Below are 19529 nucleotides of genomic sequence, written 5' to 3'. Positions count from 1 at the left end.
TCTGCTTTCGACCTTATTCAACCGTTTTTCGTGAGTGATGCAAGAATGCCCGTGGTTTTTTCCAAATGATCAAGCCGACATAACCGAGGGTGAGCAAAATCAAGGCACTGACGAGGACGACATAAAGCGTCGCATTGTCGATTCGTGCGAAGATGGCGACGTAGGCCCAGACGAAGACGAGCGGATAGATGAAGTCACGATGCCACCACATGAAGACGAGTGCGAGGACAACACCGACCATGAGCATGAGCGACGTCCAAGCCAGTTCGTCGAGCCCGAGCAACGTGGTGACATTTTCTCGGTTCATGACGACGAACACGTTGACGATCGTCGCGACGGACACCCAGCCGATATAAATCGAGAACGGGAACCGGTCGAGCCAACTTGTCGACGTCCGGAAGGCGATGTAATAGAGCCAGGCGAGCGTCGCGAGAAATGCGATCATGACGACGAGCGAAGCGATGAACCACTCGTTCGTGAACGTGAGCAACCAGAGGCCGTTCAAGATACACGAGACGAGAAAGCCCGCTTTCATCCGATTCGCCTGCCGGTTCGCAACCGACCCTTTCTTCAGTTGCAAGACGAGCCAGACGGCGAGCGCGATATAAATCACGCCCCAAATCGAGAACGCGTAGCCGGCCGGTTTGAAGTAAATATCGATTCGGTCCGACACGGCCGCATTTTCACCGCTCGCGAAGTAGTTGATGACGACTGTCGCTAAAAACGCCAGCCAGTTGATTAAAGGCCATTTTGATAAGTCCATAAGTAGGATCCTCCGAAGAAGACCTGACACCTCCTTTATTAGCATAGTTTTCTATACCCATGTGCCAACGCTCATACACATCTGGACTAGCTCTTGAATAACTCGCTGGACACATAATAAAACGACCCCGGCCTAAACCGGAGTCGTGTCAAAGAAACGGCAGTGTCACCGCATTCGGGATCGCCCACCTGAGTTCGTGGACAATAGCATCAATTGTTTAGAAGTCGATCTCATCCGGGTCCGGACCGAGGCGGTCATGCGTCGCCACGGCGTCGATTTTCGCCAAGTCGTCCGCATCGAGCGCAAAGTCGAACACTTCGAAGTTCTCTTGAATGCGGTGCGGTGTGACGGATTTCGGAAGCGCGACATTCCCCGTGTCCAAATGCCAGCGAAGCACGACTTGCGCCGGCGTCTTGCCGTGTTTCTCCGCGATCTCAGCGAAAGTCGGGATGTCGAGGAACTTCCCTTGCATGAGCGGGCTCCAGGCCTCGACTTGAATTCCCTCGTCTTGGCAATACTCGACGAGATCCGGTTGCGGCAGTTGCGGGTGCAACTCGATTTGATTGATGAGGGGCGTCATGAGACCCGCTTCTTTCAACGTTTCGAGATGGTGTTCTTTGAAGTTCGACACCCCGATTGCCTTGATTTTACCGGCCTCATAGAGGTCAATCAAATCTTTCCATGCCTCGACGAACCCGTCGACTGGCCAGTGGAGGAGGCAGAGATCCAAATAGTCCGTATCGAGTCGAGCGAGTGATTCGTCAAACGCTTCTTTCGTCCGGCGCTGGCGGATATCTTCGTTCCAAATCTTCGACGTCAAAAAGATATCTTCACGAGCGACGCCTGATGTTTGAATCCCTTTGGCGACGCCTTCTTCATTCTTATAAACGGCTGCCGTATCGATATGGCGATATCCGACTTTCAGTGCCTCGGCGACAGCCTGTGGCGCCTCCGTCTCGTTGTCGACTTGCCATACCCCAAAGCCGATCATTGGAATTTTGACACCGTTGCGTAACGTTGCGAGTTGCATACAATCATTCCCCTTTCCAATCTGTTCGAGCTGATTGTATCATACCCGTCATTCTATTTCGAAAAACTAAATCGTCAAATCTTTTCGGGTAAAACGTCCATAAGACAACAGCATGGCGACGATGAGAAGTCCCCCCAACCAGATGAAAGAACGAAACGCTGATTCCCCTTGGATTTGAGCATTGGCGTCAAACAACGAGAAAATCGATAACGTATTCAACCAGTCGAGCTGGTCACTAAATCCCGAGAAGACGTTCGCCATCAAGAAGAGCGCGAAAATCCCACCCGTGACCATATATGACCGTGTGCTGTCGTCGAACAGGCTTGCGAGCACATAGGCGAGCGCACCGAGGACGACTAGAATCAGTCCTGCGTTCAACTGAAGCGTCCACAGTAAGCCGATGTCGATCTGTAAATCAAATAGGACGTTGGCGAGCATCAGACTGAGCCCGTTCAACCCGACGAGTATACCACTCGCGATCACAAGCAACACCATACTAGCCGTCACGTAACCGGCACGTGAAATCGGTGCGGCCAAATAAAGCATGACCTCACCTGAATCGACCGGTTTAGCCATGAGCCGTGAGGCGAACGTGAGCGCGAACAGGATGGCCAATACGTAAAAGATGAGCCCATAGTAATTGCCCGCGAGCAGATTGATGACGTTGTCCATCGCCAAGTTCGGGTCGATTTTAAACACTTCTAGCAACTCGGGTGGCAACGAATCCAACTTTCCTTCAATCAGCCCCGTCTCTTGGATGGATGGGAACACCGCCGCCAAAAAGAACAAGTAGAGGCTCGTCCCGAGCGAGTACCCAAGAATCCAGCTACGATTTTGTTTAAACAGTGCCGAGATGAGAACCATTTATTTCGCCTCCCCATAATATTGCATGAACAGATGCTCGAGTTCGTCCGTGCCGCTCGACAACGATTGGACTTCGTGACGGGCGAGTCGATGAATCAAGTCGTTCAACTCTTCGACCGTCGATAAAGTGACGGTGACGACCACACCGTTACGCGAACCGATTTCTTCGCTCAACCGCATTGCTGCCGCCTCGTCCTTCAATTCGATCCGATACGTCTTCTGACTATGCCGTTTTAACTCGGTCATCTCCGCTTCGATGATCATCCGACCATCACGGATGAGTGCGGCCCGGTCACACGTCTTCTCCATCTCCGGGAAGTGGTGGGAACTCATCAAGACCGCCTTGCCCGCTGTTTTCTCAGCGATGACCCAATCGACGAGCCGTTCCTGCATGAGCGGGTCGAGCCCGCTCGTCGGTTCATCGAGAATATAAACCGGCACATCTTTCATGAAGCAGGTGACGATGGCAAGTTTTTGTTTCATTCCTTTCGACATCTTGCGCACTTTGAGTGACGTATCGAAGGCGAACACGTCACGCAACTTCCGTTCGCGCTCCGCGCTCGTCACATGAAGTTTCCGAGTCAGTCGGATGACATCTTCCCCAGTCATGTCCTGTGGATAATTGATCTCGCCAGGCAAATAGCCGACAAGCGCCTTCACCGTCTCACTCTCGTTCCAGCAATCATGTCCCATGACGGTGGCGACACCCGATTCAGCGTGGAGCAACCCCATCAAGTGACGAATCGTCGTCGATTTCCCCGCCCCGTTCGGTCCGATAAATCCGAACACGGTTCCCGGCTCGACCGTGAACGACACATCGAAGATACCGTGTGACGCATCGAAACGCTTCGTCAGTCCTTTAATTTGAATCACCGCTCTCACTCCTTAGTTTTGAAATTTATTATATATATGATTACAAAACTAGTATATCACGTTATTTTTTGAAATGGAAATGGTATATTGATTACAAAACATCAGAGAAGCGAGGGTCATCATGGATGGATTCACAAAACGAACTGAAACGAAACGACGAGCAATCTTAGATGCTGCCTTTCGGCTAATGAACGAGAAAAAGTCTCGTTTCACGGTGAGTGAGCTCGCTCGCGCCGCCTCGGTCTCACCGGTATCGATTTATAATTACTTCGGCTCCAAAGAACAAGTGATTGTCGCCGTCTTGACCGAAATGACGGAGGAACAGATGGGATGGATCGAGTCACAAATCGCTGACCATGTCCCGTTTGATCAATTGCTGATTGAGATTTTGTCTCGTAAAATCGAGACGGCCGGGCTGTTCGACGAGACGATCACGACGATGATTCAAGCGGACGCATCGTGGCAACAGTTGGCAGGACGAGGCTACGCCGCATTCCGGCAATTGATTGAGTACGGGAAGACGAGCGGGGCCATCGACCCGGAGCTGTCGACCGATTCGTACTTACGCTACGTTCAACTCGTGCAACAGGCGATTTTGTCCGACCCTAGCCTGTCGACGTCACCGATGGCCGAATCGATGCAAGACTATTTCCGATTTTTCCTTCACGGCATCATCTGGAAATAACTAAAAAGTCGCCTTCCCCTTCATGTGCGTGTAAAAAAGGATAGGCGACTTTTTATATTCCGTTAACGTAGTAGAAGAAATGCTATTCTTGGAGTTCAGGGGGAATGTACGAATCCACGTCCAATTCGTCTCCACAGGCGATAATCAGTTCCGAGCTTTCAGGCGTCATGAAAACGCCCATGCGTTGACAAACCAGTCCTTCCATCATCGGTTCAACATGAACGTGTCGACCGACTTCAAAGCGGTGTGCCATGCGAATCAACTCCGTACCGAGGCCAATCATGGCATTTCGGCTTAAGGAGATCATCACCTTGCTTTGCGGGCTGACATTTTCCCACGACTCATCAAACACCATGACCGTGCCTACATTATCCGCCAGCTGCTCAAATTGATCATGTTCATCGTCAATCAAATCAAATTCGTATCGCATTCGTACTCCACCTTCCTATGATTAACTGTTGTTCGTTCTAAACACCGATTCCTCGATTGGATAGAGTGATAGATCGAGCTCGCAGTCTCCCGTCAGAACAAGGTCGGCGAGCACTTTCCCGATGAACGGGCCGACCGTCAAACCGGATGACCCGAGACCGTTGGCGACGAGCAACTGCTCCGCTCCCGGTACGCGTCCGAGAATCGGGATCGAGTTCGGGGTGACCGGGCGGAAGCCGACACGCGTCTCAATCAGTTCGGCCTCAGCGAGTCCCGGGGCCGATTCTAGCCCTTTCGAAAGCACTTCATGAATCCCGATCGCCGTCGGTCGTGCGTCGAACGCCTTGTCCCGCTCGTGCGTCGAGCCGATGACGATTCGTCCTTCTTCAAATCCGAGCAAATAGCGGCGCCGCGGCGGCATGACGACCGGCCAGTCGGACGCGTCCGTATCAGGTAGCTGTACGTGAACGATTTGCGCCTTCTCCCCGGCGACACGTGCCGTATAACCGATTGGTTCCATCAACTCGGGCAACCACGCTCCGCAGGCGAGCACGATTTCATCCGCCTCAAAGCGGGCCCCGTCACATTCGACATGATAGCCGTCCGCTTCAACGAGCACGGCCGAACCGTCAATCACGGTCACACCGCGCTTCACGGCGACCCGTTCGAGGGCCGCCCGCAATTTCTCTCCATCGACACGAGCCCCACCTTCGACAAGGAGGGCGTCATATTCGTCCGAGAGCGGCGGGAATAGTGCTTTCGCTTCTTCCGCCGTCATCCGTGTCAAGTCGCCGATTTCCGGGGCTTCTTCCCGGCGCAGCGCCGTCCGTTCTTGCATCTCGTTCAATTTTTTGTCTTCGTGCAAGGCAAGTGTCCCGACGCGTTTATAGCCGGTCTCCGTCTCGCCTTCTCGTTTCAAATCGTCGACGACGGTCGCATAGTAGTGAGCGCCCCCTTTGGCGAGCGCGTACCACGCCTTGTTCCGGCGCTGGGCAATCCACGGGCAGACGATGCCTGCTGCCGCGTCGGTCGCACGGCCCTTTTCTTTCCGGTCGATAACGGTGACGTCGGCCTTCCCGGCTAGATGGTACGCGGTCGAGATGCCGACAATTCCTGATCCAATCACAATCACTTTTTTCATAACAGTAGCGCCATCATCGGTTCGATGACGGCTTCACATCCTTTCCTTTCATAAAAAATCACCGGCCCGAAGGCCGATGATCAGTCGCGCATGGCGAGGCGATACAGTAAATCAAGAATTTCAATGTAGAGCCAGATGAGCGTTACAATCAACCCGAACGCCGCGACCCATTCGAGCTCTTTCGGAGCCCGACTCTCGACTTGACGAGCGATATAGTCGAAATCAAGCACGAGCGCGAGTGAGGCGATGATGACAATCACAAATTGCACGCCGATGGCGAGCGGTGACGAGCCCGTCATGAACGGGAGTCCTGAACCGAAGAAACTCATCCCGATTTGAACAAGATAAAGCAACATGACCGTAAAGATCGCGGCCGTGACACCGGCGCGGAATTTTTGCGTCACTTTGACGAGTCCCGTCGAGTAGACGAACCACATCGCGAACGCGACGATGAACGTCGTCAAGACGGCACGGCCGACGATGCCTGGAAGCATCGCTTCGAAGAAGTACGAGATCAACCCGACGAACACCCCTTCGACGATACCATACAATGGTGCGACGACAGGTGCCGTCCTCGGTTTGAACGTGATGACGAGTGCCAAGACCAAGCCGAGGATGAGCGAGCCGATCATGAGCGGGAACAACAATGCCTCCCCGATTGTCGGCACGAGCATCCACGTCGTCCCGGCGGCTGCCGTGACGAGCAAGAGTAACGTGAACACTTTCGACCACGTACCGGCTTTCGTCATCGGCGTGGTGCTATAAGCTGTTGTCTCCATCGATTTACGGAGAACTGGATTCGATTTAAGTCTCAACTGTCGTTAACCCCTTTATTCTATTTTTCAGTTTTTGGCCATGACCTTGATGAATTCCCGCATATAGTCAGGCAGGTCAGGCGGACGGCGGCTCGAGACGATATGACCGTCGACGACGACCGGCTCATCGTGCCAAATCGCACCCGCGTTTTCCATATCATCTTTAATACCCGGTGTGCTCGTGACGTTGACACCATCAAGAATCTTCGCTGAAATCAATACCCAGCCAGCGTGACAAATTTGACCGATCGGCCGTTTCTCGTCATGCATATAGCGGACGAACCCTTTCACCGAATCAAAGCGGCGCAACAAGTCGGGTGACCAACCACCTGGGACGAGGATAGCGTCGTATGATGAGATGTCGACGTCATCGAACGCGATGTCCGATTTGGCTGGAACGCCGTACTTACCGATATAGGCGTGATCCGCCTTTTCGCCGGCGAGGATGACGTTTGCGCCTTCCTCGCGTAACCGATGGACCGGATACCATAATTCTAAGTCTTCAAAGTCGTCACTGACGATTTGCAGGACATTCTTACCTTGTAATTGCATCGAATCCCTCCCTTTATTTGTCTTTCACAAGTATACCCCATAAGCCACGTGGCGAAAACAGGGACGATTGATGAAACGCACGTCGCTTAACTTGAATCAATTTGCTTGTGTCACGGTCACAATCACATTTCCAGCCTTTCCTCCGGCATCAACGTAACGGTGTGCCGCGACGATGTCCTCGAGCGGATAAACCGAATCGATGACGGCCTTTACTCGGCCGGCTTCAAACAGATCGTTCAGGAAAGTCAAATCCTCTTTCCGTTCACTCGCAGGTCCTTGTCCGGCGACAGAACTGAATTTCCCGTGTTCGGCGACATGTTTCCGGGCCAACCGCTTATCGATTTTCCCGGCCGCATCGAACACGGCGTCGTATGTGGTCAGTTTCTCGTCGTAGCCGTCTATGGTGTAGTCAATCACCACGTCCGCGCCGAGACTTGTGACGAGTTCGAAGTTCCGCTCTCGACAGACTGCCGTTACGTGAGCCCCGTAATGTTTCGCGACTTGAACGGCCATCGAACCGACTGCCCCGGCAGCCCCATAAATCAATACGGTCTTCGCTTGTTCGATGTTCACTTTGCGCAAAAAATGAAGGGTCGTCGTCCCTCCGAACGGCAAGCTGGCCGCTTCGATAAAACTAGCGTTTGTCGGCATGCGTTCGACACATTTATTCGCTTTGAAACACGCATATTCGGCATAGCCGCCGAACCGCATCCCGGTCAGCGCATAGACACGGTCACCGACCTTGAGGTCTTCAACGCGACTACCCGTCTCGACGATCTCCCCTGCCAAGACGACACCAAGAATCGGTTGGCGCGGCGCCTTGAAACCGACGATGACTCGCATCGGGAGCTTACCTAGAGCCGGTACATCAAGAGCCCGTAATCGACGGTCGCCGGAATGGACGGCAGTGGTGTGAACTTTGATCAACAACTCATCCGATTTTGGCACAGGCTTGTCGACCTCTCGGAGCTGTAACACGTCAGGTGGCCCATATGCGGTACAAATCACTGCTTTCATCGTAACCCTCCTCTTAAGACGTGCAGTAGTTACTAATGAATTCACCGTCTCAATAAAATAAAACTAGATGGAAAAGTCATCTGGTTCCTGGAATGAGTTTTTCATCAAACAAGCTGAGGAATAAGAATGACCGCCAACAGAAAAACGGAAGTGATTTTTACTTTGTTACGATTCAATGCGAAAGGAAGCAGAAATAACCCAAGAAAAGTAATGGCAAGGGCGATAAGTCCATGGATGAAGTACCCTTCAGTGGATGCGATTGGGATGCTGATCACCTGAATGGTTGGATTTAAGAAAAAGCCCATCGTTTCAAAAACAAGATTTCCGATTAGGCCAAGGCTCAGTAAGCATACGGATAATAAGAAAATTAATGATTGCTTCTTCACGATAATCCTCCTTTTGAACGTACATCAATCAACATGACAAGGTGAACTCGTTTGTCTTCTTCATTATAAACAATCACATATTATTTATGGAAAAAATTTCAACCAATTCGGTTACAATGAGATTGATTCTAATCAATTTATTGAAAGAACTTCCATACGAAGGAGGCTCACTATGAAGACGTGCTACTATCTTGGATGGTTCAACGATTTTTTCCCAACTCATTTGGCAGATGCCTTATCACGAGACGTGACAAATCGGCAGTCCCTCGTAATGATCAGCTCGGACCCTGCCTCAACTGCGGAAAATGGTGTTATCGAGCTATCGTGGTTACAGGAAGCCGGCATCTTGTTCAACGACTATCACGTAATCAATTATGAAACGGACCGAACTAATGCAAAACATCTTCTTAAAGTAGCTTCGATGATCTTCTTGTTAGGTGGGGACACCGTCAAGCAAAATCAGTTCATACATGAATATGACCTAATCCAATCGATTCAACAAAGCGAGGCCATCGTCATAGGCGCTAGTGCAGGCGCAATCAATATGTCTTTGTCTTGGTTATGCTCGCCATTCATGGGTTATGAGGTTTCAACCCCAACGATTTTCCAGGGCGTGGCCCTCAACGATTTTTCGGTGCTCTCCCACTTCGATCTCGAACATCACATGCACATCGTCAAGCAAGAGCTCGCCCTCTTATCCGAAGAATTACCAATCTATTTGTCGAACAAAGATTGTGCACTTCGTGTTCAAGGTGATCAAGTCGATATCTTTGGAGACGTTTATTTGTATGCGAATCGAAACATAACGAAGCTACCTGAGACCACATCTTTCCATACAGATTAGTACCTCCCATTACGATATGGTTTCATGTTAAATCCGAGATAATTATCGCTTGCAAAATCTGTATGTAGAAATCGAAACGTTATGTCGTCAATATATTGTGTTATAATGAGTGCGTCTTTTTGTAAATTTTTGAACGAGAAAGGGGACTTCCCACATGAAACAATACCATGATTTATGCACCCATATCCTCGAGAACGGGGTCGTCAAAGAAGACCGCACCGGGACCGGGACGACGAGCGTGTTCGGCTACCAGATGCGTTTCAACCTTCAGGACGGGTTCCCCCTGATCACGACGAAGAAATTACATACGCGTTCCATCATCCATGAACTGCTCTGGTTCATCACCGGTGACACGAACGTCAAATACCTTCAAGACAACGGGGTTCGTATTTGGAACGAGTGGGCCGACGAGGACGGTAATCTCGGTCCTGTCTACGGGGCGCAGTGGCGCTCGTTTCCGAAACCAGACGGCACGACTGTCGACCAGCTCGCGCAAGTAATCGAGCAAATCAAAACGAACCCTGACTCGCGCCGACTCATCGTCTCGGCCTGGAATCCAGGGCAACTTGAAGACATGGCGTTGCCGCCGTGCCATCTCATGTTCCAGTTTTACGTCGCGGACGGAAAATTGTCGTGCCAGCTCTATCAACGAAGCGCTGACACGTTCCTCGGTGTCCCGTTCAATATCGCGTCTTACGCTTTGCTCACGCATATGGTCGCCCATGTGACCGGGCTTGAAGTCGGAGACTTCGTCCATACGCTCGGCGACGCCCACATTTACCATAATCACCTCGAACAAGTGAAGCTGCAATTGACGCGTGAGACACGACCGCTCCCGACATTGAACATTTTGCGTGACGTATCATCCATCGAGGACTTCCGGTTTGAAGACTTCGAGATCGTCGGCTATGACCCTCATCCACACATTAAAGGAGAAGTGAGCGTATGATTATCCACGTCGTCGCCATCGGGAGCAATCGGGAAATCGGGAAAGATAACGCCTTGTTGTGGCGCCTGCCCGATGACTTGAAACAGTTCAAAGCTGTCACGACGGGTCAAACGGTCGTCATGGGACGAAAGACGTTTGAATCGATCGGTCGGCCGCTGCCGAACCGACGCAATATCGTCGTCACGTCGGACCGTACCTTCTCGGCTGAAGGTGTCGATGTGTGGCACGACCTCGAGTCGCTTAAAGACGAGACGACAGACCTTTATATCATCGGTGGCGCGACGCTCTATGAGCAGACGCTTTCGATAACGGACCGGTTCTTCGTCACCGAGGTCGATGGCACGTTCGAGGCGGACACGTTTTATCCGTCCCTTCCGTACGGTCTTATCGTGACGAACGAACAGTTTCATCCGGCCGACGAACGGCATGCCTATAGCTTCACATTCCGTCAATATGACAAAAGGGACATCGACTGAGTCGACGTCCCTTTTTTAATCGGGTAATTTTTCGAGCCATTGCTCGATTTTTTCAGTGATGGTATCCTGATGGTCCTGCTCGGCCAAGTCGTCATACAGCGCCCCGAGCTCGATCGCGGTTCGTTTCGATACAGCCAAGATGTGGCTGTACTTGCCTCGTTGCTCTTTGACGGCTGACAAGGTCCCTCTCGTCTCGTTCGTGCCCGAGTCATCGAGAATAAACATTTCCATATGATCGTTACAGGCGTAACGGTCGTATGGGCGATAGATGACCTCGTAGCGACGATGCTGCTTCGGTAAGCGCTCAGCGAGCAAAGCGTACTTCTCAGGACTCATCGTCACGTAAGCGAGCCGTTTCTCCTCGCGGACGGCTGACGAGTAGCGGATGATTCGATTGCGTCCATCGCGCTTCGCCTTGTAGAGCGCCTCATCGGCATAAGCACACCACTCGCCAAGCGTCATACCGGTCTGACAGACCCGTGTATAGCCGATCGATACGGTGACGTGATGTTCATATGTAAATGTCATCTCCTCGATGCGCCTACGGACCCGTTCAAGCACCGCATCGACGACGTGACGCTCGGACACGTTGAGGATGATGAGAAATTCTTCCCCGCCATAACGAATCAATTCGTCACTCGAGCGGATGGCGAGACGGACTTCCTCGGCGACGCGATGCAACACCTCGTCCCCGTAGGCATGACCGAACGTATCGTTCAACTGTTTGAAATGATCGATGTCGAGCAGGGCGAGCGTGAAGCTCTCACCGGAACGCTCAAGTCGGGACATGAAACGGCTAAACGTCGCTTTCAAATATTTTCGGTTGAACGCGCCTGTCAATTCATCGACGAGGAGCGCGTTCGAGACGAGACGAGCCTTCTCGATATGATGTCCGAGACGAACGAGCCGTTCTTCCATCGGTACCCATTCCTCCCAATAGTCATCGAAGCCGTAAGAATAAGCGGCGAGGCGATAATGTTCATTCGTGCCGATCACGATGAGCGGGACATACAGCTTCTTCATCTTGCTGACGAACGATTGAATCGACCGCTCCGGGAAGCGGGCCCACAACTCGACGTCCATGATGATGGCTTTCGGGACATCTTCATAGTCATATTCGACGGCCTCTTCTAACGTCTGCAAGAAGACAGGACGCGCCCCGAGCTTTTCGACGCGCGGTTTATACCGGCTATACGTCGAAAAACTGTTGGATAACACAAGGACGAGATCCTCGTCTTCCTGCTCGATGCCTAAGACGGTATGGATATAACGTTTCACTGGGGCAATCAAAGCCATCGCCTCCGCTTGCGTCAAGACCGGTGGCAATTCACGAACATCAGACTCGACACGACTGAAAATCTCAAGCAAGTGCATCAAGCGGCGACGCTTCACTTCTTGCTTCATCCAATCTAATAAAAACTCGATCTCTGATGTTTGAATCTGTCTCGCGCTCGTGATTTGCGTCAAAATAGTATGTATACGATCTGTGAGTTGCTGCTGCTTCATTCCCGACCCCCCCAGTTTCGTTCTCCCCGATATGTTCTTCTGTCTATGATTATGCGACTTTATCCACGAAAATACAACTATTTACTTATTTCTCGCCCATTGTTTGACAGTAAGATAGTGCTTATGACCCATTACATCATGAAAAAGAGCGGTCATCGACCGCTCTTTTCTTATTTTCCAACTTTTAGGTTAGGAGATGTCATCTCTTCTGGACGAATCCATTCGTCAAACTGCTCTTCTGTCAATAGTCCTGTCTCTAGCGCCGCTTCTTTTAAAGACGTCCCATTCTTATGTGCTAGTTTTGCGATTTTAGCCGCATTCTCGTAGCCGATATGCGGGTTGAGCGCTGTCACGAGCATGAGCGAACGATCGACGTTGTGCGCGATGACGTCCAAGTCTGGTTCGATGCCGACGGCGCAATGAATGTCGAACGAATGAAGACTGTCCGTCAACAGGCGGCACGTTTGGAGGAAGTTGTACATGATGACCGGTTTGAACACGTTCAACTCGAAGTTTCCTTGGCTCGCCCCGAATCCAATCGTCGCATCATTGCCGAGCACTTGGGCCGCGACCATCGTCAACGCCTCACTCTGAGTCGGGTTGACTTTACCAGGCATGATCGAGCTGCCCGGTTCGTTCTCCGGAATCAAGATCTCACCGATCCCGGCACGCGGGCCAGAAGCGAGCCAACGGACGTCGTTGGCAATCTTCATCGCATCCATGGCGAGCGCTTTCAAGGCACCGTGTGTGAACACGAGCTGATCGTGGCTCGTGAGCGCATGGAACTTGTTGACGGCCGTGATGAAACGTTTTCCGGTCTCTTGCGAGATCTTCTCGGCCACGACTTCTCCGAACCGTGGATGAGCATTGATCCCCGTCCCGACTGCCGTCCCGCCGAGGGCGAGCTCTGTCAACGGTTCGAGCGTACGCTCAATCATCTGTTTCGACAACTCGAGCATCCGGACCCAACCACTGATCTCTTGACCGAGCGTGACCGGCGTCGCGTCTTGCAAGTGCGTCCGACCGATCTTGACGATGTCCATGAATGACTCGGCCTTCTTCGCGAGCGTCGCGTGGAGCGCCTCGATTGACGGCAACACATGGTCCTCAACAGCGAGGATGGCGGCGATGTGCATCGCCGTCGGATACGTGTCGTTCGAGCTCTGCGACTTGTTGACGTCGTCGTTCGGATGAATCGTGAACGTTTGACCACGCTCTTTCAACTTATCATTCGCCAAATGGGCGATGACTTCGTTGACGTTCATGTTCGACTGTGTCCCTGAACCCGTTTGCCAGACGACGAGTGGAAACTCGGCGTCATGTTTCCCAGCGACGATTTCATCGGCGACTTCGGCGATGACGTCGGCTTTCGCTTGCTCCAACACACCGAGCTCGGCGTTGGCGAGTGCGGCACCTTTCTTCAAAATCGCGAAGGCATGCACGACCTCGAGCGGCATCTTTTCCGTCCCGATTTTAAAGTTCTCTAGACTGCGCTGTGTTTGGGCTCCCCATTTGGCTGAAGCCGGAACGTTGATTTCCCCCATCGTGTCCCGTTCGATCCGATATTCCATGAAAATTCCCCCTCTTTTTTTGACTACGCTTTCATTTTAGCGAAACTTTTGCAAAAAAGAAATCATTCCCCTGCAATTGACAAAAAGTCGGGCCAAAGCCCGACTCTCATCCGATCAACAATGCCTGTTTCGCCACGTCATGGGCCCGGTTCTCTGCCCGCGGGATCCATTTGATGAACTTGTTTGGCAATTCGTCATACAGCGTCAGCGCCTTGACGAACAAAGGACGCACCGCTTGGTCTTTTAAGAACCGCTGCTCGAGCGCCCGCACGACCGTCTCGGCGTCCGAATAGAACATGAACGTCGATTCGTCCGTGAGCGTATGCACTTGTTCGAGGGCGAACGCGAGCGCGGCGAGTTCGGCCTGAACGCTCGTCAGCCCGATTCGTTTTGTGATGTACGTGGATACGGTGCCGTCCGTCGTCTTGACCCAGACACCAAGACCGTTCTCACCCGCCTCTTGGTTCGTCGCCGCATCAAAATAAATGTGAACCAAAGCGATACGCCTCCCAATCCGTTTCGATCGGTGCATGGATATCAATGAGCGAGAGACGTTTCGACAAGAGCGCCACTTCTTCTTGCCCCTCGAGTTTCTTCGCAAACTTCCGATGCGCCTCTTGGAGTGCTTCTTTTCTCAAGATGTCATACAGCGCTTCGACCGTGTCGTATGACTGGACAAGAATCGTCGCCGTCTTTGGTCCGATGCCGCGGACGCCTGGAATATTGTCCGAGGCATCACCTTGGAGCGCTTTCACATCGACGAACTGTCCGGGCCGTATTCCATAAGTCGTCTCGAATATGTCCTGGTTCATCATCATCTCTTCCCCTTTTTTCGGGACGATTTGAAACACGTTCGGGGAAAGCAGCTGATGCAAATCACGGTCTGACGAATACATATACGATTCACCCGGGAACGCGGTCGCGACGGCCCCGATCAAATCGTCGGCCTCATATCCGGCGAGCTCGGACTGTAAAATGCCGCGCTCGCTCAACGCTGCCCGCAACTTGACGTAATCGTGGAACAACGGTTCCGGTAAGCCAGTACGAGTCGCTTTGTAGTCCGAAAACAGGGCGTAACGATGCGTCGTCTCGCGTGGTCCGTCCCAAAAGAAGGCGATATGCGTGAAGTCGTTCGTCCACCCGTCAACTTTACGGAGCAGTCCTTTCAACGTCACATCGGGATCGAGCGCCCGACGACGCTCTGTGGCAAAATAATAACGCGACAGGAGATTAAACCCATCGACCAACATCAATTTCATCATGCATCCACCTCACAAGCTTGTAATCCGCGCGCTAGCGCGTCTCGATCGAGATTCTTCCCGATCCAGACGAAGACGGAACGCGAGTCGTCGCTCGGTTCGTTGGCGAACGTCGCCCCCATCAGTTGATTCGTCGCTTGGACGACGAATTTTGATGTTTCTCCTTCTAAACGGACAATCGCCTTCAAGCGATAGACATCGTCCTCATAGTGCATGAGCACCTCGCGTACGTATTGCGTGACACGTTCCCGACGTAGTGGGACGTCGGTCGTGAGCGTCACGGCCCGTAGTGAAGAGACGGACGTGTGCCCTGCTGTCAGTCGACCGAGGAGTTGCTCGTCGACTCGTGAAAGCTGGAACGTATTTTCCGTCAAGTCATAGTCCCCTACCGTCTGGACCGTCTCGATGACCCGAACGGTCGGATTTAGTGCTTTAATCCGTTCATGCGCTTGTTCGAGCGTGACGTCATCGACGAGGTCGACTTTGTTCATCAGAATCACATCTGCATAGGCGATTTGATGGATTCCTTCTATAAACAATTCGCGGTCCATTTGACTAGCGTCGACGACCGTCAAAATCGCCGTCAGCTTGAACCGTGTCCGTAAGTAATCATCGTAATAGATCGTCTGGATGATCGGTGCCGGATCGGCGACACCAGTTGTCTCGATGACGATGCGGTCAAATGTATCTTTGGACGCAAGCTGATAGAACGTCTTACTCAAATCGCTTTGAATCGAGCAACAGATGCAACCGTTCGATAACTCAATCTGTTCTTGGTCCATCTTGACGATCAACTGTTCGTCGATATTGACTGAGCCAAGCTCGTTGACGATGACGAGCAATCGCTCGTCCGTCGCTTCTAGCAAGCGATTCATATAGGTCGTTTTTCCGGCGCCTAAAAAACCGGTCACCAATTGCACGGGAATCATGTACTGCACCTCACCTTATAAATTTTCGTGGACCCGCGCCCACTTCTCATAACGGGCATCCAACAAGTCGATCAGATGGAGCATCCATCCTTCCGTCGTGACCGGTAACACGCTCGAGCCCCACTCGCGCTTGCCGTGGTGGGACAAAATCATATGCCAAATCCGGTGATGGACGTCGAGCGGAAGTGTGACGCCGGCAGCTTGTTGACTTCTCTCGAACAAAAGTCCGCCGTACGGCATGTGTCCGATCAAGCTTCCCATCGGGTTGATGGAGATCCCGGTCGTCTCACTCGTGCCGCTGACCGAGAACAGTTGCTCGAACCGGTTCGGGGACGACAGCAAGTGACTGTACTCGAACAACTTACCGATATCATGGAACAAAATCCCGAGCGCGAGCTCGTCCCAACGGAGAGGCTCTTTCAACTCGGCGATGGCCTCACAGGCCGCGTAAAGCGACTCGAACGTGCCGCGGAACGCCTGTTCAACTTTTACACCGTTCATCGTATTCCATACGTCTACTTTGTGCAACTGCTCGGCTTCTTTGATGACCCGGAACGCCATCGCCAAATGGTCGTCTTGTTCTTGAAACCGATAACCAAGTCGAAGCATACAGACCGTGTGCTTCAAGAGGCCGCCGACATAGTTATGATGATGATACAGTGCGGCCGGTGCGAGAACGAAATCGTCCCAATAGCGGTCGAGCAGTGACATCGCGATCGCTTGATAGTCTGGCGAGAGCGTCGACAGAATCGCGAACAGCTCGTCGGCGTATTGTTCCATCGTCTCGTCTCCAGGAAGACCTGGCAACAACGATACCGCTTCGTCCCGGGCAATCGGTTTGGCCCGGTCGATCGTAATCGATTTGGCGCCGTCCGGTTTTGGGTAGACGTCGATTTTCCCTTCGAGCTCGATGACGCCTGACTCGTAAATCGGCAACAATTGATCTTCATTGCCGCGCAACCACTGCTTGGCACGGATGAGTCCACTCGAGGTCGTCAAATTGAGCTGTAACCATTTCGCCCCGGATTTGCCTTCTCGAACTTCGACCGTACTGACGAGCGCTTTCGTCTGAACCGGTGTTCCGTCTGTCAGGTCCGATAGCCGTGTCGCCGACTTCTCTACGGTCGGAAGTTGGAACCGTGTTCGGTCGAATCCGCCCCCTGCAATTGGATCAATCTGTTGGTAATAGTTCATGTGCAATGCCCTCCTTCTTCTCTTTGCCCATTGTATCGTGTTTTCCGCTTCGAGGCGAACATACTTTCGTTATAGGGCCAGAAGTTTCCTGAATTATATTGAAAGCGCTTACTAGAATTGTTACGATAAAGGCAGTTAGATAAAGGGGGAACTCACATGATTTCATTGGTAGATACGTATGAACGGTTGATCGCAACAGGGGAAGCGACACGTTACGCCACTACGCATTCGACAATCGCAAGCATTTTACAGGCATCGACTTGCCCGGTCTCGCATCAAGAGCTCGTCACGGCGGTCTCGGGGCATGCCGGTAACCCATATACGCCAGACCAACTCGTCGACTCGGTCATCGAGCATGAAATGAAAGGGGCGATGGCCGTCCTGCTCGTCGCCGGTTATCCGATCCAAACACCGCTCGCAAAAGCCGTCGTCTTATCGGCGTTCGCACGCACGAACCGGATGAACATCGAGAAACTGAAAGAACTCGGTCATGCTGACTTGCTCGTGCGGATTCAATCGGCCGAACGATCTTGGAAGCGGACATATACCCACTTGTATCGGTCGGCACCGACACAGCTCTGTGACCAGCTCGACTCACTGCTCGGCGGTTGCGCCGTCCATCGTGTGATTGAAGCACTCGATCTCGACCCGAACGTCAAAACGGCATAAAAAAGAGCGGTCCCCGGGCCGCCCTTTTTTTATGCCTTGAATTATCCTTCTGTCACTTCGACCGCTTCCGGTTCGAACAACGTGACGTTCCGCGCTGGTGAGAACGTTGAAATCGCATGTTTATAGATCAACTGTTGGCGCCCTTCTGATTCGACGATGACCGTGAAGTTGTCAAACGATTTGATGACTCCCCGAATTTGAAATCCGCTGACTAAAAAGACGGTCGTCGGCACCATTTCTTTACGTAATTGATTCAAAAAATGGTCTTGGATGTTATAGCTAGCCTTCATGTTGCATTCCCCCTAGTCTATGTCTCTTTCAAATAATCGGAATTTTCGAAAAAACTCCTCAACTTCATCATAAATATTTTGATACGATAGTTCAAATGATTTTCGTCCCATATCGACCCAAATCCCATTAAATTGATGACGGAACCATGTCAATTGACGCTTCGCGAACTTGCGCGTGTGCTGTTTGAGCGTCTCGGTCATCTGCTCTCGGGTCATCAATCCATCAAGGTACGGAACGACTTCCTTGTAACCGATGGCCCGCATCGCTTGCGTGTCCCGGTAACCAGCCGTGAGTAAGCGCTCGACTTCTTCGATGAGACCTGCTTCGAGCATCAAGTCGACACGATGGTTGATGCGCGAGTAGAGCACGTCCCGGTCCGCATGCAAGACGAACAATTTATAGGCGTAATGCTCCGACGGGAGGCTATCCATCGCCTGGGCGTCGCCTTGGAGCGCGACTTCAAGAGCACGGATGACGCGGCGGACGTTATTTGGATGAATGCTCTCGGCCCGTTTTGGGTCGAGCGACTGCAGGCGGGCGTGCAGCGCTTCAGGACCATTCGTCTCCGCCTCTAACTCGAGCGATTCGCGCAATGCATGATCGACCGGTCGCTCCGTGAACTCATAGTCATATAAGATTGCTCTGATGTAGAGACCGGTCCCGCCGACCAGAATCGGCAATTTCCCGCGCGCGTAGATGTCATCGATCGCCGCCCGGGCCAACGTCTGGAATTTGGCGACGCTCATCGCCTCGTCCGGGTCACAGATATCGATTAAATGATGCGGAACCCCTTCCGCCTCCTCGACCGTCACTTTTGCCGAACCGATATCCATCCCGCGGTACACTTGGACCGAGTCGCCCGATACGATTTCACCGTTGAACGCTTTCGCGAGCTCGATTCCTGTCTTCGTCTTCCCGACAGCGGTCGGTCCGACGAGGACGATGACTGGTGTTTGTTCCATCCTTGTCACTCCTCAAACGAAAGACCGTTCCAAAAAGGAAACGGTCCGTTAAATTCTTCTTTTAATTGTATCATCAAACACGACCGCAAACAGCATCCATCCGCATAATAATAGTCCCATCAATAAAATTAAGCCATCACTCATCCGTGGTCGCCTCCTTTACGTACCTCATTCCCACTTTTCACACTTTAGACACAATTGAATACGTAAAAAAAGACGCTCACGAAGAGCGTCACAGATTGTAGACAAAGTCACGTTTCAGGCGAACTGAAACGTGACTTTGTCGTTTTCGGGCCTTTAGGCGCTCTGCCCGAGCCCCTTTTC

23 protein-coding genes are annotated in these 19529 nt (G+C 52.1%); 5 read left to right on the top strand and 18 right to left on the bottom strand.

What is annotated here, in order from left to right; genetic code table 11:
* Nucleotides 1-13: 13 nt before the first annotated feature.
* The 4 genes from KNP78_RS12550 to KNP78_RS12535 form a co-directional block, all read right to left on the bottom strand.
* Entirely contained in the window at nucleotides 14-763 is a 750-nt protein-coding gene (locus KNP78_RS12550; RefSeq protein WP_034777451.1) for a TspO/MBR family protein, read from the bottom strand.
* 217 nt (nucleotides 764-980) lie between these two features.
* A complete protein-coding gene (locus tag KNP78_RS12545) occupies nucleotides 981-1793 on the bottom strand; it encodes an aldo/keto reductase (protein ID WP_034777450.1) in 813 nt (270 codons plus the stop codon).
* A 66-nt stretch (nucleotides 1794-1859) separates the two neighbouring features.
* Complete coding sequence (locus KNP78_RS12540) at nucleotides 1860-2657, bottom strand: ABC transporter permease subunit (protein WP_034777448.1); 798 nt, start codon at nucleotides 2655-2657, stop codon at nucleotides 1860-1862.
* Nucleotides 2658-3530, bottom strand: coding sequence for an ABC transporter ATP-binding protein (locus KNP78_RS12535; protein ID WP_034777447.1), 873 nt, complete (start codon nucleotides 3528-3530; stop codon nucleotides 2658-2660).
* Between the two features lie 121 nt (nucleotides 3531-3651).
* Between KNP78_RS12535 and KNP78_RS12530 the strand changes: the two genes are divergently transcribed.
* Nucleotides 3652-4215 (top strand): TetR/AcrR family transcriptional regulator, encoded by a 564-nt coding sequence (locus KNP78_RS12530; protein ID WP_214824573.1) that lies wholly within the window; start codon nucleotides 3652-3654, stop codon nucleotides 4213-4215.
* Between the two features lie 82 nt (nucleotides 4216-4297).
* On the opposite strand, the gene KNP78_RS12525 is transcribed toward KNP78_RS12530, so the two are convergent.
* The 6 genes from KNP78_RS12525 to KNP78_RS12500 all read right to left on the bottom strand — a co-directional run bounded on the left by KNP78_RS12525 (nucleotide 4298) and on the right by KNP78_RS12500 (nucleotide 8555).
* Nucleotides 4298-4645 carry a hypothetical protein gene (locus KNP78_RS12525; RefSeq protein WP_214797735.1) on the bottom strand — a complete coding sequence of 116 codons (348 nt, stop codon included), beginning with the start codon at nucleotides 4643-4645 and terminating at the stop codon, nucleotides 4298-4300.
* A gap of 21 nt (nucleotides 4646-4666) precedes the next feature.
* Nucleotides 4667-5785 (bottom strand): NAD(P)/FAD-dependent oxidoreductase, encoded by a 1119-nt coding sequence (locus KNP78_RS12520; RefSeq protein ID WP_214797736.1) that lies wholly within the window; start codon nucleotides 5783-5785, stop codon nucleotides 4667-4669.
* Between the two features lie 80 nt (nucleotides 5786-5865).
* Complete coding sequence (locus tag KNP78_RS12515; protein ID WP_138859490.1) at nucleotides 5866-6600, bottom strand: Bax inhibitor-1/YccA family protein; 735 nt, start codon at nucleotides 6598-6600, stop codon at nucleotides 5866-5868.
* Nucleotides 6601-6627: 27 nt separating this feature from the next.
* Nucleotides 6628-7152, bottom strand: a complete 525-nt coding sequence (locus KNP78_RS12510) for a type 1 glutamine amidotransferase domain-containing protein (RefSeq protein WP_034777442.1) — start codon at nucleotides 7150-7152, stop codon at nucleotides 6628-6630.
* Nucleotides 7153-7248: 96 nt separating this feature from the next.
* Nucleotides 7249-8169, bottom strand: a complete 921-nt coding sequence (locus KNP78_RS12505) for an NAD(P)-dependent alcohol dehydrogenase (protein WP_214824572.1) — start codon at nucleotides 8167-8169, stop codon at nucleotides 7249-7251.
* A gap of 104 nt (nucleotides 8170-8273) precedes the next feature.
* On the bottom strand, nucleotides 8274-8555 hold the full coding sequence (locus KNP78_RS12500; protein WP_138859493.1) for a hypothetical protein: 282 nt from the start codon (nucleotides 8553-8555) through the stop codon (nucleotides 8274-8276).
* A 172-nt stretch (nucleotides 8556-8727) separates the two neighbouring features.
* Here KNP78_RS12500 and KNP78_RS12495 point away from each other — a divergent pair, with 172 nt between their 5' ends.
* The 3 genes from KNP78_RS12495 (at nucleotide 8728) to KNP78_RS12485 (ending at nucleotide 10824) form a co-directional block, all read left to right on the top strand.
* Entirely contained in the window at nucleotides 8728-9399 is a 672-nt protein-coding gene (locus tag KNP78_RS12495) for a Type 1 glutamine amidotransferase-like domain-containing protein (protein WP_214752842.1), read from the top strand.
* A gap of 154 nt (nucleotides 9400-9553) precedes the next feature.
* A complete protein-coding gene (locus KNP78_RS12490; RefSeq protein WP_034777438.1) occupies nucleotides 9554-10348 on the top strand; it encodes a thymidylate synthase in 795 nt (264 codons plus the stop codon).
* The gene (locus tag KNP78_RS12485; RefSeq protein WP_214797739.1) at nucleotides 10345-10824 is read left to right on the top strand and encodes a dihydrofolate reductase; all 480 of its coding nucleotides are present in this window, start codon (nucleotides 10345-10347) and stop codon (nucleotides 10822-10824) included. Before KNP78_RS12490 ends, KNP78_RS12485 begins: the two co-directional genes overlap by 4 nt.
* A 15-nt stretch (nucleotides 10825-10839) precedes the next feature.
* Here the strand turns inward: KNP78_RS12485 and KNP78_RS12480 are convergent, their stop codons facing one another.
* The 6 genes from KNP78_RS12480 to KNP78_RS12455 form a co-directional block, all read right to left on the bottom strand.
* Nucleotides 10840-12330, bottom strand: a complete 1491-nt coding sequence (locus KNP78_RS12480) for a GGDEF domain-containing protein (RefSeq protein WP_214824571.1) — start codon at nucleotides 12328-12330, stop codon at nucleotides 10840-10842.
* A gap of 170 nt (nucleotides 12331-12500) precedes the next feature.
* Nucleotides 12501-13901: a class II fumarate hydratase gene (gene fumC, locus KNP78_RS12475; protein ID WP_214824570.1), complete on the bottom strand. Its 1401-nt coding sequence runs from the start codon at nucleotides 13899-13901 to the stop codon at nucleotides 12501-12503.
* Nucleotides 13902-14007: 106 nt separating this feature from the next.
* On the bottom strand, nucleotides 14008-14397 hold the full coding sequence (locus tag KNP78_RS12470) for a reverse transcriptase-like protein (protein WP_214824568.1): 390 nt from the start codon (nucleotides 14395-14397) through the stop codon (nucleotides 14008-14010).
* Nucleotides 14378-15160, bottom strand: coding sequence for a 5'-3' exonuclease (locus tag KNP78_RS12465; protein ID WP_214824565.1), 783 nt, complete (start codon nucleotides 15158-15160; stop codon nucleotides 14378-14380). The genes KNP78_RS12470 and KNP78_RS12465 overlap by 20 nt, the downstream gene beginning before the upstream one ends.
* Nucleotides 15160-16089, bottom strand: coding sequence for a CobW family GTP-binding protein (locus KNP78_RS12460; RefSeq protein WP_138859498.1), 930 nt, complete (start codon nucleotides 16087-16089; stop codon nucleotides 15160-15162). The genes KNP78_RS12465 and KNP78_RS12460 overlap by 1 nt, the downstream gene beginning before the upstream one ends.
* A gap of 15 nt (nucleotides 16090-16104) precedes the next feature.
* Complete coding sequence (locus KNP78_RS12455) at nucleotides 16105-17283, bottom strand: DNA-binding protein (RefSeq protein WP_214752836.1); 1179 nt, start codon at nucleotides 17281-17283, stop codon at nucleotides 16105-16107.
* Between the two features lie 156 nt (nucleotides 17284-17439).
* Between KNP78_RS12455 and KNP78_RS12450 the strand changes: the two genes are divergently transcribed.
* Nucleotides 17440-17952: a hypothetical protein gene (locus KNP78_RS12450; protein WP_138859499.1), complete on the top strand. Its 513-nt coding sequence runs from the start codon at nucleotides 17440-17442 to the stop codon at nucleotides 17950-17952.
* A 41-nt stretch (nucleotides 17953-17993) separates the two neighbouring features.
* On the opposite strand, the gene hfq is transcribed toward KNP78_RS12450, so the two are convergent.
* Both hfq and miaA read right to left on the bottom strand, forming a co-directional pair.
* Nucleotides 17994-18242 carry an RNA chaperone Hfq gene (hfq, locus tag KNP78_RS12445; protein WP_021067304.1) on the bottom strand — a complete coding sequence of 83 codons (249 nt, stop codon included), beginning with the start codon at nucleotides 18240-18242 and terminating at the stop codon, nucleotides 17994-17996.
* Between the two features lie 12 nt (nucleotides 18243-18254).
* On the bottom strand, nucleotides 18255-19205 hold the full coding sequence (miaA, locus tag KNP78_RS12440) for a tRNA (adenosine(37)-N6)-dimethylallyltransferase MiaA (RefSeq protein WP_214824563.1): 951 nt from the start codon (nucleotides 19203-19205) through the stop codon (nucleotides 18255-18257).
* Nucleotides 19206-19529: the final 324 nt, after the last annotated feature.

Origin of the sequence: Exiguobacterium sp. s28, from assembly GCF_018618135.1 — a bacterium.
Classification (GTDB): domain Bacteria; phylum Bacillota; class Bacilli; order Exiguobacteriales; family Exiguobacteriaceae; genus Exiguobacterium; species Exiguobacterium mexicanum_A.
The sequence above is the reverse complement of the archived record's forward strand: the minus strand, read 5'-3'. Positions and strand labels throughout refer to the sequence as shown.

Bases quoted from the DNA above. Each gene is read 5' to 3' on its own strand.
- KNP78_RS12485 (WP_214797739.1), top strand. From the start codon at position 10,345: ATGATTATCCACGTCGTCGCCATCGGGAGCAATCGGGAAATCGGGAAA.
- KNP78_RS12495 (WP_214752842.1), top strand. From the start codon at position 8,728: ATGAAGACGTGCTACTATCTTGGATGGTTCAACGATTTTTTCCCAACT.
- KNP78_RS12450 (WP_138859499.1), top strand. From the start codon at position 17,440: ATGATTTCATTGGTAGATACGTATGAACGGTTGATCGCAACAGGGGAA.
- KNP78_RS12530 (WP_214824573.1), top strand. From the start codon at position 3,652: ATGGATGGATTCACAAAACGAACTGAAACGAAACGACGAGCAATCTTA.
- KNP78_RS12550 (WP_034777451.1), bottom strand. From the start codon at position 763: ATGGACTTATCAAAATGGCCTTTAATCAACTGGCTGGCGTTTTTAGCG.
- hfq (WP_021067304.1), bottom strand. From the start codon at position 18,242: ATGAAGGCTAGCTATAACATCCAAGACCATTTTTTGAATCAATTACGT.
- KNP78_RS12525 (WP_214797735.1), bottom strand. From the start codon at position 4,645: ATGCGATACGAATTTGATTTGATTGACGATGAACATGATCAATTTGAG.
- KNP78_RS12510 (WP_034777442.1), bottom strand. From the start codon at position 7,152: ATGCAATTACAAGGTAAGAATGTCCTGCAAATCGTCAGTGACGACTTT.
- KNP78_RS12545 (WP_034777450.1), bottom strand. From the start codon at position 1,793: ATGCAACTCGCAACGTTACGCAACGGTGTCAAAATTCCAATGATCGGC.
- KNP78_RS12455 (WP_214752836.1), bottom strand. From the start codon at position 17,283: ATGAACTATTACCAACAGATTGATCCAATTGCAGGGGGCGGATTCGAC.
- KNP78_RS12465 (WP_214824565.1), bottom strand. From the start codon at position 15,160: ATGAAATTGATGTTGGTCGATGGGTTTAATCTCCTGTCGCGTTATTAT.
- KNP78_RS12505 (WP_214824572.1), bottom strand. From the start codon at position 8,169: ATGAAAGCAGTGATTTGTACCGCATATGGGCCACCTGACGTGTTACAG.
- KNP78_RS12480 (WP_214824571.1), bottom strand. From the start codon at position 12,330: ATGAAGCAGCAGCAACTCACAGATCGTATACATACTATTTTGACGCAA.
- KNP78_RS12490 (WP_034777438.1), top strand. From the start codon at position 9,554: ATGAAACAATACCATGATTTATGCACCCATATCCTCGAGAACGGGGTC.
- fumC (WP_214824570.1), bottom strand. From the start codon at position 13,901: ATGGAATATCGGATCGAACGGGACACGATGGGGGAAATCAACGTTCCG.
- miaA (WP_214824563.1), bottom strand. From the start codon at position 19,205: ATGGAACAAACACCAGTCATCGTCCTCGTCGGACCGACCGCTGTCGGG.
- KNP78_RS12460 (WP_138859498.1), bottom strand. From the start codon at position 16,089: ATGATTCCCGTGCAATTGGTGACCGGTTTTTTAGGCGCCGGAAAAACG.
- KNP78_RS12540 (WP_034777448.1), bottom strand. From the start codon at position 2,657: ATGGTTCTCATCTCGGCACTGTTTAAACAAAATCGTAGCTGGATTCTT.
- KNP78_RS12520 (WP_214797736.1), bottom strand. From the start codon at position 5,785: ATGAAAAAAGTGATTGTGATTGGATCAGGAATTGTCGGCATCTCGACC.